The sequence below is a fragment of the Paenibacillus sp. FSL H8-0260 genome (genome assembly GCF_045040625.1).
Taxonomy (GTDB): domain Bacteria; phylum Bacillota; class Bacilli; order Paenibacillales; family Paenibacillaceae; genus Paenibacillus_AQ; species Paenibacillus_AQ odorifer.
In genome coordinates, this window is the sequence record NZ_CP150298.1 from 2,759,464 (window position 1) to 2,775,063 (window position 15,600).

The 15,600-nt window shown below is 44.9% G+C and carries 13 protein-coding genes; 7 read left to right on the forward strand and 6 right to left on the reverse strand.

Annotated features, from left to right (window positions below; translation table 11 throughout):
• The 3 genes from MHI51_RS12110 (at position 1) to MHI51_RS12120 (ending at position 2,402) form a co-directional block, all read left to right on the forward strand.
• Positions 1 to 525: a GNAT family N-acetyltransferase gene (locus MHI51_RS12110; protein WP_254847619.1), complete on the forward strand. Its 525-nt coding sequence runs from the start codon at positions 1 to 3 to the stop codon at positions 523 to 525.
• 2 nt (positions 526 to 527) lie between these two features.
• The gene (locus MHI51_RS12115; RefSeq protein WP_076278056.1) at positions 528 to 989 is read left to right on the forward strand and encodes a DIP1984 family protein; all 462 of its coding nucleotides are present in this window, start codon (positions 528 to 530) and stop codon (positions 987 to 989) included.
• Positions 990 to 1,517: 528 nt separating this feature from the next.
• Positions 1,518 to 2,402 (forward strand): DegV family protein, encoded by an 885-nt coding sequence (locus tag MHI51_RS12120; protein WP_076129966.1) that lies wholly within the window; start codon positions 1,518 to 1,520, stop codon positions 2,400 to 2,402.
• Between the two features lie 109 nt (positions 2,403 to 2,511).
• On the opposite strand, the gene MHI51_RS12125 is transcribed toward MHI51_RS12120, so the two are convergent.
• The 5 genes from MHI51_RS12125 to MHI51_RS12145 all read right to left on the reverse strand — a co-directional run bounded on the left by MHI51_RS12125 (position 2,512) and on the right by MHI51_RS12145 (position 9,121).
• Positions 2,512 to 2,940 (reverse strand): threonine/serine exporter family protein, encoded by a 429-nt coding sequence (locus tag MHI51_RS12125; protein WP_036685970.1) that lies wholly within the window; start codon positions 2,938 to 2,940, stop codon positions 2,512 to 2,514.
• Between the two features lie 28 nt (positions 2,941 to 2,968).
• Complete coding sequence (locus MHI51_RS12130; RefSeq protein WP_076129956.1) at positions 2,969 to 3,733, reverse strand: threonine/serine exporter family protein; 765 nt, start codon at positions 3,731 to 3,733, stop codon at positions 2,969 to 2,971.
• Positions 3,734 to 3,890: 157 nt separating this feature from the next.
• Complete coding sequence (locus tag MHI51_RS12135; RefSeq protein ID WP_076189810.1) at positions 3,891 to 5,153, reverse strand: DNA polymerase IV; 1,263 nt, start codon at positions 5,151 to 5,153, stop codon at positions 3,891 to 3,893.
• Positions 5,154 to 5,234: 81 nt separating this feature from the next.
• Entirely contained in the window at positions 5,235 to 5,837 is a 603-nt protein-coding gene (locus MHI51_RS12140) for a YitT family protein (protein ID WP_038570150.1), read from the reverse strand.
• Between the two features lie 2,417 nt (positions 5,838 to 8,254).
• The gene (locus MHI51_RS12145) at positions 8,255 to 9,121 is read right to left on the reverse strand and encodes a helix-turn-helix transcriptional regulator (RefSeq protein WP_405173902.1); all 867 of its coding nucleotides are present in this window, start codon (positions 9,119 to 9,121) and stop codon (positions 8,255 to 8,257) included.
• 162 nt (positions 9,122 to 9,283) lie between these two features.
• Between MHI51_RS12145 and MHI51_RS12150 the strand changes: the two genes are divergently transcribed.
• The 4 genes from MHI51_RS12150 to MHI51_RS12165 all read left to right on the forward strand — a co-directional run bounded on the left by MHI51_RS12150 (position 9,284) and on the right by MHI51_RS12165 (position 12,979).
• On the forward strand, positions 9,284 to 11,251 hold the full coding sequence (locus MHI51_RS12150; protein ID WP_405174057.1) for a glycoside hydrolase family 127 protein: 1,968 nt from the start codon (positions 9,284 to 9,286) through the stop codon (positions 11,249 to 11,251).
• A gap of 91 nt (positions 11,252 to 11,342) precedes the next feature.
• Positions 11,343 to 11,912, forward strand: coding sequence for an HIT family protein (locus tag MHI51_RS12155; RefSeq protein ID WP_342410704.1), 570 nt, complete (start codon positions 11,343 to 11,345; stop codon positions 11,910 to 11,912).
• A gap of 18 nt (positions 11,913 to 11,930) precedes the next feature.
• Positions 11,931 to 12,566 carry a pyridoxamine 5'-phosphate oxidase family protein gene (locus tag MHI51_RS12160; protein ID WP_342410705.1) on the forward strand — a complete coding sequence of 212 codons (636 nt, stop codon included), beginning with the start codon at positions 11,931 to 11,933 and terminating at the stop codon, positions 12,564 to 12,566.
• Positions 12,567 to 12,670: 104 nt separating this feature from the next.
• Positions 12,671 to 12,979, forward strand: a complete 309-nt coding sequence (locus MHI51_RS12165) for a hypothetical protein (protein WP_076130570.1) — start codon at positions 12,671 to 12,673, stop codon at positions 12,977 to 12,979.
• 96 nt (positions 12,980 to 13,075) lie between these two features.
• Here MHI51_RS12165 and MHI51_RS12170 read toward each other — a convergent pair whose 3' ends face one another.
• Complete coding sequence (locus MHI51_RS12170) at positions 13,076 to 15,511, reverse strand: GH36-type glycosyl hydrolase domain-containing protein (protein WP_036685988.1); 2,436 nt, start codon at positions 15,509 to 15,511, stop codon at positions 13,076 to 13,078.
• Positions 15,512 to 15,600 lie beyond the last annotated feature (89 nt).

Genomic DNA, 15,600 nt, shown 5'->3' on the forward strand with positions numbered 1-15,600 from the left:
GTGTTGAACAAAGTAGTGGGAGAAAGTTTGTTATTCACTGAAATTCGCGAAGAGCATCTGTCGGATGTACTCGATATTTATAACTATTATGTGCTGAACACTACGGTTTCTTTTCATACCGAGCCTTTAAGTTTGGACGAAATGCGGCAATCAGTGATGAATGATGATCCGCGGTTCAAATCATACGTTATATTATCCTGGGATAATGTTATTCAGGGCTATGTTCTGATTGCTAGACATAAGAGTAAGCCGGCTTATGATAGCTCTGGGGAGATCAGTGTGTATTTGAAACCTGCTTGTGTGGGTAAAAGAATAGGACAGCATGCCTTACGCTTTATTGAAAAGAGAGCTGCCGAACTGGATTTCCATGTGTTAGTAGCTACCGTTTGCGCAGAGAATGAACGCAGTCGCCAGCTTTTCTCAAAGAATGGATATGAACAATGTGCCTACTTCAAGGAGATTGGCTGTAAATTTGGTCGAAGACTGGATATCGCCAGCTATCAGAAAATCTTAGGGGGAACTTAAAGATGAAACTTGCGGAAGCATTAGTGAACCGAAGTGATCTTACCCGTAAAATCGCGCAGCTAAAGCAGCGGCTCGATCGGGTCGTTAAGGTGCAGGAGGGGGAAGATCCGGCAGAGCAGCCGGAGGCTCTTTTGCATGAGCTAGAAATAGCTGTTAACGAGCAGACGATTTTGATTCGAGCGATTAATCGAACGAATTCATCTGTTGCCTTCAATGAGAATTGGAGTATTGCCGATGCCCTAGCCGAACGGGATAAAATGCTTCAGCTGCGGAAGCTGTTTAGCGATTTGCTTGAGCAAGCTTCGATCACTCAGGATCGGTACAGCCGCTCTGAGGTTCGCTTCCAGAGAACGGTGGATGTCGCTCAGATTCAGAAGCGGATTGATGAACTGTCTAAGTCTTATCGCGAGTTGGATTTTAAAATTCAGGAGAAAAACTGGACGGTAGCCTTAAGCACACCATAAAAAGCTTTATCACAGCAGAAGGTAACTGATCTTTATAAAGGCGAGCGCAACCCGCCAACAGGGAAAGTTGGACAAATTGACAGATGCCGGGCCATATCTGACCAATCATAACTTAGCCCCGTACTGTAACAACTGTAAAGAGTACCTATTAATGTAACTACCAAGCGCTGATTTATGTAAGAACGGTGAGGGTGGGGACGGGGATATTTTTGCTGTGGTTAGGCTTTTACATAACATGAACTGGCTCTATTAGGATAGGTATATTCGTCATAGATAATGTGAAATAATGTCGAATAAAGTTGAAAAAAGATGAATGAAATTTGCATTATCGGCCTGTTTTGCCTATCTTATCGCTCGTTATCTTGTATAATTTACGAATACGCACGAGGACTTCCTAAACCGCTGGTCTATTCGTAAGTTGATTGTACAGGATGAGAGAGTGATTCATTGGCCGAGAAGGTTTAGTGGCCCTTGTCTCTTCAAACATTCTACTATTCCTTTCATGAAAGAGAGAAGTGACAAGTGACCATGAAATCAATTGCCTGGGTAACCGACAGTACATGTACAATCGATCCTGAATTCGCCAAGAACAACCATGTGTATATTGTTCCTTTACGTCTGATTATTAACAACGAGTGTTATAAAGAAAATATAGATATTACGATCGATGAGTTCTATGAGAAAATGCGTCAGCATGATCAAGTAGGCAGCTCACAGCCGCCAATCGGTGAGTTTATCGAGTTATACGAACGGTTGAAGGAAGAATATGATGAGATTATCGCGGTGCATCTTTCGACAGGGCTTAGCGGAACATACAATGCTTCCATGCAAGGTGCTGAAATAGCGGAAGCTAATGTTATTGGAATTGATTCCAAGGTTGGCGCTTATCCGATTCGGGAAATGATTACGCGAGGTATTCATTGGCACAAGATGGGCTTTACTGGCCTAGAGATTAAAGAAAAGATAGAGAATATCATTCAAAATATGTCCTTCTACTTAATTCCTGCAAGCTTGTCCCAGCTTCACCGTAGTGGGCGTGTTTCTGGTACACAGGTAATTCTTAGTCAATTACTACGGATAAATTTGCTGCTGCGTTTTGACGAGGGCAAGGTCATTGTTGTGGAAAAAATCCGCACGATGAAGAAGACGAAGCAGGCGCTGTTAGATATCTTTAAACAGGATGCTGGACTTGTTAGCGATGTGTGCATCATGCATTCCAATAATTTAGAAATGGCGCTGAAGCTAGAAGAAGACATCAAAGAGATGGCGCCTGATTTACGTACGGAGATTATGACTTACATTCCTGCCGTGGCTGTTCATGCGGGTGAAGGTACCGTGGGACTTTCTTGGATTAAAAATAACCGGATCAATAGTATTTATTCGGAGGTTGAACCTGTAGCAGTACTTGTGTAGATAGGATAGTAAACAAAGAAATCGCTTCTTGGAAGAGGGACGGATGATCCTCATTATACCAAGAGACGATTTCTTTTTTTTGAATCTATGAGATGACGTTGTAAGAAGGTTATGCTTTGCTTGCACGACGGCGGAACATTTGTCCGATAACTTCACTCAGCACCAGTCCAGCCGCAATTGCGCCAGAGAGCATTAATGCCCGAACAGCGATTTCTACAGCCAGATTATAGTTTTCTTCTACAAATCTACGCATAGCATCGTAAGCAAGACCACCCGGAACAAGTGGGATAATACCGCCTACACTAAAAATAATAACCGGCATTTTGAAGGATCGGGCAAACAGCTGGCTGACGATGCCCACCACTACAGTAGCCGCAAACGTAGCAACAACAGGCCCACACTCTACATCAAGGATCACATACACCATCCAGCCTACCATTCCAGCAAAACCACACTGCAGTAGAGCGCGCTTAGGCGCATTAAATAAAATACAGAAGGTTGCCGCGGCGATAAAACTGGTTATAAGTTGCAAAATCATGAAGGGCTAACCTCTTTCACATGGAAAATTAAAATAGTGATAGTACAAGCCCAATGCCTGTACCGATCGCAAAAGCAGTTAGAAAGGCATCTGCTCCTTTGGATATGCCTGAGACCAGATGACCAGCCATCAGATCACGAACGGCATTAGTAATGAGTAGACCGGGTACTAGAGGCATCACGGAGCCGATGATGATTTTGTCCATTTCTTGACCTATGCCCAGCTTTACAGAATAGAAGGCCAGAAGTCCGATCAGGAAGGAAGCAGAGAACTCTGCAAAAAATCTAGTCTGCACAAGACGATGCAGGTAGATAACCGCAGCAAAACCTAACCCGGAAATCGGCAATGCGGGGAGAGCATCCCACAAGCTGCCCTTAAACATAACGGTGAAGCAAGCGCCGGTAAGTGCCGCTGCTATGATTTGCAGCCATACCGGATATGCATGTGCGGCATCATCGACCTCTCCTAATCGTGTCCGAGCTTCCTCGGCTGTAATCTGACGCTCGTTCAGACGCCGCGAGATATCATTAACCTCTGAGACTTTCTGCAGATCTGTTGTCCGTTCGGCGATCCGATATAACTTAACGGGCTCCGTTCTATTGGTGGTGAACATAATAACGGTTGGCGTCACATAACTATGTGCCCCTGGAAAACCGAGAGAAGCAGCCATACGTGTCATGGTATCTTCTACTCTGTAGGTTTCTGCACCGTTTTGCAGCATGATCTTGCCAGCAAGAAGACAGAGATCAACGATTTCATAATAGGTAGTGTTAGTGTTGCTCGTGCTTTCCAACTTCTCCGGTCCTCCCCTGGAATGTTACATATCTATGTGTATATACTTATGATTGTCGCTTCATTGTGTGAAAATAACAACCTCAATATAGCATTATAAACGATATGGGATATATTTTAATATAGTTTCAGAAATAAAATGTATAAAGATGCACTGTTTATTTATAGTGCCCGCCAATCTTTCCGGATCTGTCCTTAAGTTGTCCGGCATCTGTGAACGATGCAGCGCGTCCAATGATCGATTCCCCGTATTTATTCTTCAGCGCATCAGTGGCCCGTTCGAGCTCACGGTAGCGGGGGCGCGACTCAAATAAGGTTAGCTGATATTGGCTTTCGTCAGACAGATTGGACAGGCTTAGATGAATTCGGCGCACAGGCTGACCTTCCCAATGCTGTTTGAAAAGAGCGAGGGCGGCCTCGTATACCAGCTGGGTCGCATTCGTAGGATCGCTCATCGTAGTCTGTCTGGAGAAGCCGCTGGGGTCATCAAAGCTGGCGCCTTGGCAGCCAACAGACACGACTGCACCATGCACCTTCAGTTTGCGGCTGCGCCTGCACACTAGCTCTGAGAGCTCCAAAATGATGGTCTTGATCTCTTGCAGTGTATAGTAATCCCGTGGCAGTGTCATTTGGTGCCCGACGCTCTTGGGTGCAACTTCATAGGTAGCGGGACTTACAGGGCTATCGTCGATGCCATTGGCAATTCGCCAATATAGCTCGGCATCGATATCGCATTTTTTATGGAATTTCTCCCGCATGCGCCATTTCAGCTCGCTTAGCGGCATCTGTGCCAAATGGCCAATCGTTGTGAGACCCATGCTTTGGAAGTGCGCGGACATGCGGCGGCCTACCATAAACAACTCACTAATGGGCAGCGGCCAAAGTACATCTGGAAGCTCTTCCTGAGTGAGGGTAAATAGACCCTCCGGGTTCTTCTTGGCCCACAGGTCGCAAGCCATTTTGGCGGTAACCTTGGAATAACCTATACCGATACGTGCGCGCACACCTGTATTTCTGCGGATTAAGTCCTGAATGGTCGTAGCGATCTGTCTTGGGCTTCCGAATAAGCTGAGGCTGCCGGTGATATCAATAAACTGCTCATCGATGGAATAAGGTTCTACGAGGTCACTGAATTTGCGTAGAATGTCCGTGATTTGGGAGGAAACATCGATATATTGCTGCATATGTGGTCTGACGACGATTACTTCGGGGCACTTCGCGAGTGCTTCCTTCAAGGTCTCGGCGGTAGTAATGCCAAAAGATTTGGCTAACGGACAAGCGGCAAGCACAATCCCGCTTCGTCTAGCCGGATCTCCGGCGACAATAAGCGGTTTGTTGCTGTATTGCGGATTAGAGGCCTTCTCCACGGAGGCGTAAAAGCTCTGACAATCGGATAACAAAATAACACGCTCTTTATTCATAGATTCACACTCTCCAGGTGAGGTAGAGATACGGTAGATGATTTTCTTATTATTATAATACGAACATATGATCGTGTATATTCATATTTTTTTCCATTTTTCTTCAGTCTCCAAGGTGCAGAGACCTGTGGCCACACCCCCGGCGATAATCGTGAGGATGGAGTGGAAGAAGGTTTCTTTGGAAATCAGGAGTCCCCCCGCGCCGATAATTATAAAATCTGTCAAAAAAATGATGAGTCCAAGGTTAAGCGGGAGATACCTTTTGATATATTGAGCAAGCAGATCCGTTCCGCCTGTACTGGCTTTGAACCGCAGCATAAGCCCAAGACCCGTTCCCATTAAAAAACCGCCAATAATGGCGCTGGAAATGGAGCCGAACTCAAAATAATACAGAAAGTGGTACTGCAAGGGACCGAGAAGCTCAATCAGAAACGATGAGGTCAATAAACCTAATACACTATTGAAAAAGATATCACGTTCCTTCAGCCAGGCTAACAGGAAAATCGGGAAGCTGCAGAGAAGGACAGCTATACCGATTTTGGCATCGGATAAATAATTGATGATGAGGGCTATTCCTATTATTCCCCCATCTAGGATTTTATATGGGACTAGAAAAAAATTAGTTGCTGCTGCAATGAGCAAGCTTCCGATCAGGATGATCGCGTATCTCAATAATGACTGCATATTTAACATCTCCACATTAAAGGCATGTCTTATAAATATGCTTGTCACTTCCAAAAAATTGCATTGAAGCAAAAAAACTGATTTCGGGCCTAATCATGCGGACCCAGGAGCCGCTATTAGGTAGATTCAGGGCATTTTATCGAGCTAACGGACCCAATTGCAGCTATTCCCACAAATGTGGTCCAATCGCGAGCAAATTATGGGCAATAAGAGCTATGCAGTCCGAAATTTCCGAAAAATGGACCGAAAATCGCAAATAGGTGCAATAGGGTCCGCAACGTTCAATAGATTTGAGTAACTCCTACCCATAAATCACAAGCGAGATCCCGCCCCCAAACAGGTGCAATCCGGTTCGTTGCGCTCAACAGACGTTAAGTTACTCTCACCAATACATTATGCGAGATCCCACCCACAAATAGGTGCAGTGCGGTCCGTTAGCTCAACAGACATTAGAGTAACTCACCGCCCAGCCTCCATGCGGACCCAGGAGCCCCTATTAGGCAGATACAAAGTATTTTTTCGAGCTAACAGACCCAGTTGCAGCTATTCCCACAAATGTGGTCCGATTGCGAGCAAATTATGAGCAATAAGAGCTATACAGTCCGAAACTGCCGCAAAATGGGCCCAAAATCACAAATAGGTGCAATAGGGTCCGATAGGATCAAGATCGAGCAAAAGGTAGCTGATTTCGAGACGTAGACAGCTAGGTTATGCAACAGGTAACAAATTCTGCGCACGGAGTAGCTAGGTTAATCCATAGGTAACTAATTCCGCACGGTGTAGATAGGTTGAGTAACAGGTAACTAATTTCGCACGGAGTAGATAGGTTGAGCTATAGGTAGCTAATTCCGCACAGTGTAGCTAGGTTGAGCCCCAGACAGCTAGTTTAAACAATGGCTAGCACGTTTAGGAGCAAATTTGGCAGGCGGCGTTCTTTTCAGCAACTGTTCGGACTCAGTTACTCTTATTTCCATGATTCCGCTCGTTTTGTCACATTATCGGACTCAGTTGCAGCTATTCGCTCAAATGTGCTCCTTTTCTGTGCAAATCAAGGGTAATAAGAGCTATACAGTCCGAAACCTTCGCAAAATGAACCCATATGCTGAAATAGCTGCAATACGGTCCGATACGATACGATCAAGTTCTAGCAAAAGGTAGCAGATTTCGAGACGTAGGCGGCTAGTTTGAACAACAGGTAACTAATTTTTCGCAGAGTAGCTAGGTTGAGTCCCAGACAGCTAGTTTAAACAATGGCTAGCACGTTTAGGAGCAAATTTGGCAGGCGGCGGCGTTCTTTTCAGCAACTGTTCGGACTCAGTTGCTCTTATTTCCATGATTTCGCTCGTTTTATCACACTATCGACTCAGTTGCAGCTATTCCCACAAATGTAGTCCGATTCCGAGCAAATTATGAGCAATAAGAGCTATGCAGTCCGAAACCTTCGCAAAATGAACCCATATGCTGAAATAGCTGCAATACGGTCCGATACGATCAAGTTCTAGCAAAAGGTAGCAGGTATCGAGACGTAGGCGGCTAGTTTGAGCAACAGGTAACTAATTTCTCGCACGGAGTAGCTAGGTTGAGCCATAGGTAAATAATTCCGCACGGAGTAGCTAGGTTAAGGCATAGGTAGCTAATTACGCACAAGGAGTAGCTAGGTTAAGCCATAGGTAGCTATTCCGCACAGTGTAGCTAGGTTGAGCCCCAGACAGCTAGTTTAAACAATGGGCAGCACGATTAGGATCAAATTCGGCAGGCGGTGTTCTTTTTAGCAACTGTTCGGACTCAGTTGCAGCTATTCCCACAAATGTAGTCCGATTCCGAGCAAATTATGAGTAATAAGAACTATGCAGTCCGAAACTGCTGCAAAATGGATCGAAAATCACAAATAGCTGCAATCCGGTCCGCAACGGGGAATGCTATGAATGGATGATTAAGCAGACGCATCTCCGGGGGATACAGAGAGTAGTGTGATGGCTATACAGAGAGTTACTTGTTGATAAGCTTTAGAGGGTCGAGCCGCATAATCAGCGTTGATCTATGATAAGTATGAGTGCGCCACGCCTAGGAAGGTAAACTGGTAAAATTATTGCAAGAAGCAAGAAGCAAGAAGCAAGAAGCAAGAAGCAAGAAGCAAGAAGCAAGAAGCAAGAAGCAAGGAGCAAGAAGCAGCAGAAGGATTTAGGACGGATCACGGGTACACAAGAAATGTGCCAAGCGGAGTACTGCTCCATCATAATAGTTACCTAAGTTTCTCCGATCTAGAGGAGCATCTCGCATCTCGCGTCCCATTAATCCAAAGCTGATCACGTAAGCCAGCAGCAAGAAAGGCAGCAGCACACAAGAAAGCTACAGCAGCGCATCGCTTAACAACGAAAACAGCACGCCTCCAATTATGAGACATGCTGTTTTTGCCGTTATCGGGAATACCGCTTGCGGAAGCGAAGCGGAGAGATTCCGATCTGCTGAGTAAAGCGACGCGAGAAGTAGGCGGTGCTTTCGAAGCCGATACGTTCTGCGATCGCAGCAATAGGCATCTCTGTCTTAAGCAGCAGCAGCTTGGCTTGTTCCAAACGGTAATCCGTTAAATACTCCATCGGGGTCAGTCCATATACGCGTTTCATGCAGCGGGCGAGGTAGTTATAATGAAAATGCAGCGCATCCGCCAGAGAGGCATTGGAGAGAGGCTCCGCATAATGATTGCGGATATAAGTCTCTGTCTTCTCGGCGATCTCTACCGCATGACTTTCTGAAGTATCATGCTGCGCCAGATCCATCATCCGCAGCATTTCTTCAAAAATCCTTTGCTGCTCCCAAACTGCACTGGAACGTCTTCCAGTGGACAGCTGTAAAAGCTTCTCCGCTTGTCCACTCCGTTTAAAGGGATCAGGAAGGGGACCAAACTGCGGGATGCGAATGGTATATGGATGAGTAAGAAACTGCCGGAAATGTGTCTCTCGGTTGATATACACGGGCTCGCCATCAGAGCTTGACCAATCTGCGAGGGTATGAAAATGAATCCATATAAACGAAGTCAGCTCCTCGCAAGTCTTAACGGAATAATGATAGCGGTCAGGCATCAGAAGCAGCGTATGCCCAGCCGCAACCTCCCATTGATTATGCTCTTCACCAATAAATAGGCAACCTTGCTCTACAATAATCAGATCAAATAAGCCGATATGGCTTCTATTTGGATGCTGCTCTCCGGGTTGATATACAGTGTGATTGCATTCCAGAAAATATGGAAAAGGCGGCGCTGCGAAATGTACATAGGAAGGACTCACTGTGTTCTACCTCTCTTTTTATCGTAGTCCGAGCTCAAATTGTCCTTGGAAATAGGAGTGTGAAATAGTACAAAAAAGGGGTTGCTTCTGATTATATTTTTTATCTATTGTACGCTCTATAATTGTAATTAGCGAGTATAAAATAAGGCTAAGGGGAAGATGATGATGAATAAAACGATCCAGGATCAGCAAGTTGTAAAAGATCAATCCGTTAGCATTAAAGATGATTTCTGGGGAAGTTATATAAAGCTGGTTCAGGATGTTGTAATCCCGTATCAATATGAGGCATTGCACGACAAAGCAGCGGGAGCTGAGCCCAGTCATGCCATTGCTAACTTTGAGATTGCTGCGGGCCGGAAGACCGGTGAATTTTACGGCTGGGTATTTCAAGACAGTGATGTAGCCAAGTGGCTGGAGGCCGTAGGTTATTCCTTAAGCATCAAACGTGACCCTGAGCTGGAGCGTCAAGCGGATGAAGTGATTGACCTCGTTGGAGAAGCGCAGCAGGAAGACGGGTACTTAAATACTTATTTTACGATAAAAGAACCCGGCAAACGCTGGACTAATCTGAACGATTGCCACGAGCTGTACTGTGCTGGGCATTTCATTGAAGCCGCCGTTTCTTACTACGAAGCTACAGGCAAAAGAAAACTGCTCGACATCATGTGCCGAATGGTTGATCATATCGATTCTGTGTTTGGTCCGGAAGAAGGCAAAATGCGGGGATATGATGGCCATCAGGAGATTGAGCTTGCGCTCGTGAAGCTGTATCGGCTCACAGGTGAGGAGCGGTATTTGAAGCTCAGCAGCTTTTTTATTAATGAGCGAGGTCAACAGCCGAATTTCCTAAAGCAACAATGGGATAATCTGGGTAGTATCAATTTTTTTACAGGTCAGAAGGAGAATTTAGATTTAAAATATTACCAAAGTCATCTTCCGGTAAGAGAACAGGAAGTGGCTGTAGGACACGCTGTACGTGCGGTTTATATGTATACTGCCATGGCTGATCTAGCCGCACTTACGGGAGATGATACCCTTCGCGAAGCATGCGAGAGACTGTGGAATAACATCACTACTAAGCAAATGTACATTACTGGCGGGATCGGATCTACGCATCGGGGTGAGGCTTTCACCTTCGATTATGATCTGCCTAACGATTCGGTGTACGCAGAGACTTGTGCATCTATTGGGTTGATCTTTTTTGCACAGCGAATGCTGAGAATATCGCCGGATGCACGTTATGCCGACGTGATGGAGCGGGCGCTTTATAACAATGTGTTGGGTTCAATGGCACAGGATGGTAAGCACTATTTTTATGTGAATCCACTAGAAGTATGGCCTAAGGCATGCAGTTGCAATCCAGATAAACATCATGTGAAGTCCGAGCGTCAAGGCTGGTTTGGCTGCGCTTGCTGTCCTCCGAATGTGGCGCGTCTGCTGACTTCGCTTAATCAATATATCTATACGATCCATGGTGATACGCTCTATACGAATTTGTATATTGGCAGTGAGCTGACAACAAAGCTGGGTGGAACAGATATTGCGATTCAGCAAGAGAGTAACTATCCATGGGAAGGTAAAGTCTCGTTGAAGATTAATCCCGCAGCGGAAGCAGAGTTTGGGATTGCCTTACGGATTCCATCTTGGAGCCAAGGAATGGAGATCAGAGTCAACGGTGAAGCAATGAATACTGCTGAGAACATCGAGCAGGGATACCTCGTTATCCGGAGACTGTGGAGAGCAGGAGATGTAATCGAAGTGCATGACCCTATGGAGGCACATCGTATCTACGCACATCCAAGTTTGCGTGCTGATGCTCAAAAAGTAACGATTCAGCGTGGACCTCTTGTGTATTGTCTTGAAAGTATCGATAATGGTGAGCCGTTAAGCTCGATTTCCTTAAAAGAAGGCAGTGAACTTACTGCGGCTTTTGATGAGACATTGCTCGGCGGCGCTGTTGTTGTCGAGGCAGAGGGGCTACGTGTAGATAAAGAGGGCTGGAGTGGTGAGCTTTACAGCAGAGTCAAAGCACCAGTTCAAACCGTAAAGGTTAAGGCGGTTCCGTATTACTTATGGGGAAATCGTGGCAGTGGTGAAATGAAGGTATGGATTCCGGAAGCCAGCGTTTAAGTTATAGGTAGACATAGAGCTCGGGAATGGCTGTAGTTTATCAACATTTACCGATGAGGACAGCTGTAATTTACAGTCTGTCCTTTTCTTTTTGCAAAAAGGAGAACACACGCGAAATGGCGAAATTAGAAGAAACATAGAAATATTCTTAAATCCTATAACAATGGAGGCGGGCTATATTTATAATCATGCTCCAGAGGGTTATACTTGTCCCTTTTGTTTGTTGGTTTCGGGCATTGAAAATGAAGATGTGCGTTCTAAGCAAGCGGATATTATTTATCAAGATCATTACATAACGGCTTTTATTGCTTCTCATTGGTATCCGAATAATGAAGGGCATGTTCTAATCATCCCTAATCAGCATATCGAGAATATTTACACATTGAAGGTTGAAATCTCAAACCGGATACATGAGCTGGAAATTGAAATTGCTAAAGGTCTTAAAGAAGTTTATAAATGTGATGGCGTTTCTTCTAGACAACATAATGAGCCGGATGGCAGCCAAGATGTATGGCATTATCATTTACATGTGTTTCCAAGATATCATGGGGATAATCTGTATGGTACTTTTGGGAAGTTATCGGATGAATCAACAAGAAAAAATTTCGCCCAATTATTAAGCGGATATTTGAGCAAAAATAAGAACATTGGGGCTTATTAAGTTGAGAGAGGGAGAAGTATGAAGTCAAACTTTTTCGAAAAAGTTATAGAGTCAGAAGAAGAGCTAAGGTCTTTATTTGGGTACCCAAGCGAATTGGTTAACAACAAAACCATAACTGTTATAGATCATCATTGCCGTGATTATATCTCAAAATCCCCAATGCTTTTTATGGCTACAAGCGGTTCGTCCGGTGCTTGCGATGTCTCTCCGCGCGGGGACTCAGAAGGTTTTGTTCACGTGTTGGATGATAAACATTTAGTGATCCCTGAACGCCCTGGGAATAGACGGTTTGATTCTTTGCGGAATATACTTGAGAACCCAAAAGTCGGTTTGATATTCATCATCCCCGGACTTGAAGAAACATTAAGAATAAATGGGCACGCGAGTATAGTTAAGGATGAAGATATATTGAAACCTATGGAAGCGCATGGTAAAGTCCCGATCATTGGAATTGGCGTGGAAGTAGAAGAATGTTATATGCATTGTGCAAAAGCCTTTAAGCGGTCACATTTGTGGGATGACGAACATTGGCTTGCGAAAGAAATCTTGCCTAATCCATCAAAAATACTGGCGCAGCATGCCCGTAAACTTGGAGTTACTCCAGAGGATATCTCAAAATCACTAAAAGAAAGCTATGAAAAACGGCTATATTAACATTTTCGACTTAGAAATGGAATGGGATTTGCCCTTCATTGTATGCTATATTTGATCTGGATAAGGCAACTGATCATTTTACAGATAATAATGGAGGCATCACAATGAGTAAACGTTATCGGATGACAAGAGCAATGCAGAATGCTGGAGATTCAGCAACAACCCTATCTTTAGAAGAGTGTAAGCAATATTTCGCATCCAAACCTGATTTCACCTATACATCAGTTTTTACAGTAACAGGTGCCACTACCATGTCCATTGAGGGAGATTTCTTTATGTGGAGCTATGGTGATACAACAATCCCATTTAGACATTATCAGGGCGATATTTATGTTTCTGGCGCCAATGAAGCCGTGATTCCTAGAATGCTTGAGGTTGCGAGTGATTTAAGAGCAGATATTGTGGAAGGGTAAAAAAAAGATGCCCCCTGAATCCTTCAGGGGGCATCTACTGTTAATTTTAGATCCGCTCAACCGTTCGTTTGAACGATTGAGCGGATTTTTTTTGTATTAACCCAGTTCTACAACTACTTGGTGTACAGCGCCGTCTCCAACAGGAGTGATGATGTTACCTTCTACAGCTGCGCCATCCAAGGTAAGACTAGCTACACCTTTGGATACATGGTTCGGGTTCTTGATTTGAATCACATAAGTATCTCCACGGAAGACACGGGTGATTTCAAAGCTGTCCCACTCTGTAGGAATACAAGGATCGATCTTCAGACCATTGAAGTCCGCTTGAATACCAAGGATAGATTGTGTAATCGCTACATAGTTCCAAGCCGCAGTACCAGTTAACCAGGAGTTTTTAGCTTCCCCGTGGCGAACGGCATCTTTACCTGCGATCATTTGCGAGTATACATAAGGTTCAGTACGGTGAATTTCGCTGATGTCCTCCAAGTAGGCAGGAGCAATTTTAGCGTAAATTTCAAACGCTCTGTCACCATGTCCAAGTACAGTTTCAGCGATCATGATCCAAGGGTTATTGTGGCAGAAAATACCAGCATTTTCTTTGTAGCCCGGAGGGTACGTAGAAATTTCACCCAGGTTCAGATAGTACTTGGAATATGGTGGCTGTTGCAATACGATACCGTATTTAGTATCCAAATGCTCTTGCACGGAAGTCAGAGCTTTTTCAGCTTGACCATCTTCCACACCGATACCGGCCATAACACAGATACCTTGTGGTTCGATGAAGATTTTACCTTCTTCGTTTTCTTTGGAACCGATCTTGTCGCCATAGTGGTCATAAGCGCGCAGGAACCAGTCACCATCGAAACCGTGAGTCAGTGTGATTTCACGCATATTGTCAATCTTAGCTTCTGCATCCGTAGCTACATCATTAAGTCCGCGCATCCGGCAGATTTCTGCATAGTCCGGTCCAACGAAGACGAACAGACCCGCGATAAATACGGATTCCGCTACGCGGCCTTCGATGTTGGCAGTAGTCTGGAAAGATTCGCCCGGCTCTGTAGAGAAGCAGTTCAGGTTCAAGCAGTCATTCCAGTCTGCACGGCCGATCAACGGCAAGCCGTGAGGTCCGAGATTGTTAGTTACATGCTCGAAGGAGCGTTTCAAGTGCTCAAACAGAGTAGCTGTGTTATCCGGATTGCTGTCAAAAGGAACCTGCTCATCAAGAATCGATGTGTCGCCTGTTTCTTTGATGTAAGCAGCTGTGCCAAGGATCAACCAAAGCGGGTCATCATTAAAGCCGGTACCGACTTCATTGTTACCTTTTTTGGTGAGCGGCTGGTATTGGTGATAGGCACTGCCGTCTTCAAATTGTGTAGCGGCGATATCGAGAATACGTTCTTTAGCACGTTCAGGAATTTGGTGTACAAATCCGAGCAAGTCTTGGTTTGAATCGCGGAAGCCCATACCACGGCCAATACCGGATTCAAAGTAAGAAGCGGAACGGGACATGTTGAAGGTAACCATACATTGATATGGATTCCAGATGTTAACCATACGGTTCAACTTGTCGTCGCCACTTTGGATTTGATATTTGGACAACAGGTTATCCCAGTGTGCAGCCAGTGCAGCCAAAGCGGCGTCCACTTGAGCGTCTGTAGCAAATTGCTCGATCATAGCCTCTGCTGGTTTTTTGTTGATAACGTTCAGAGATTCCCATTTGTCTTCTTCTGGGTTTTCAATGTAACCAAGGACAAAGATGAAGCTTTGCTCTTCGCCCGGCTCCAGAGTAATGTTCAGGGCGTGCGATCCGATAGGGGACCAGCCGCTGGCAACGGAGTTAGTTGGTTCACCTGCAGCAACAGCTTGCGGGCTTTCCAGACCATTGTACATCCCTACGAAAGCTTCGCGGTCAGTATCGAAACCGGCGATTTCTTTGTTAACAGAGTAGAAAGCGTAGTGGTTTCTGCGCTCACGGTATTCTGTTTTGTGATAGATAACGGAACCCTTCACTTCAACCTCACCAGTGCTGAGATTACGTTGGAAGTTAGTCATATCATCTTGTGCATTCCAAAGACAGAACTCTGCAAAAGAGAACAGCTTAACGGATTTCTTCGCGGAACCCGTGTTTTTCACTACAAGACGATGTACTTCAGCGTTATGACCCATAGGTACAAAAGCAAGCTGGTTTACAGAGATACCGTTGCGTTCACCAGTAATGGAGGTGTAGCCAAGACCGTGACGGCATTCGTAGAAGTCCAGATCACGTTTTACTGGCATCCAGCCTGGAGTCCAGAAATCACCATCATCATAAAGATAGTAGTAACGGCCGCCAGCATCCATTGGGATATTGTTGTAACGGTAACGGGTCAATCTTCTGAGACGAGCGTCTCTATAGAAGGTATAGCCACCAGCAGTATTAGAAATAAGTCCGAAAAATTGTTCATTACCAAGGTAGTTAATCCAAGGGTAAGGTGTTTTTGGTGTGTTAATTACATACTCTTTACGAGTGTCGTCAAAGGTACCGAATTTCATGTGAGAAAGTCTCCTTTCGATTGTGAACGCGCGTTTATAAGTTTCAGGAAAAATTCCCTCGAGGGAAGGGATTCTTTCCGTTGTTTCTA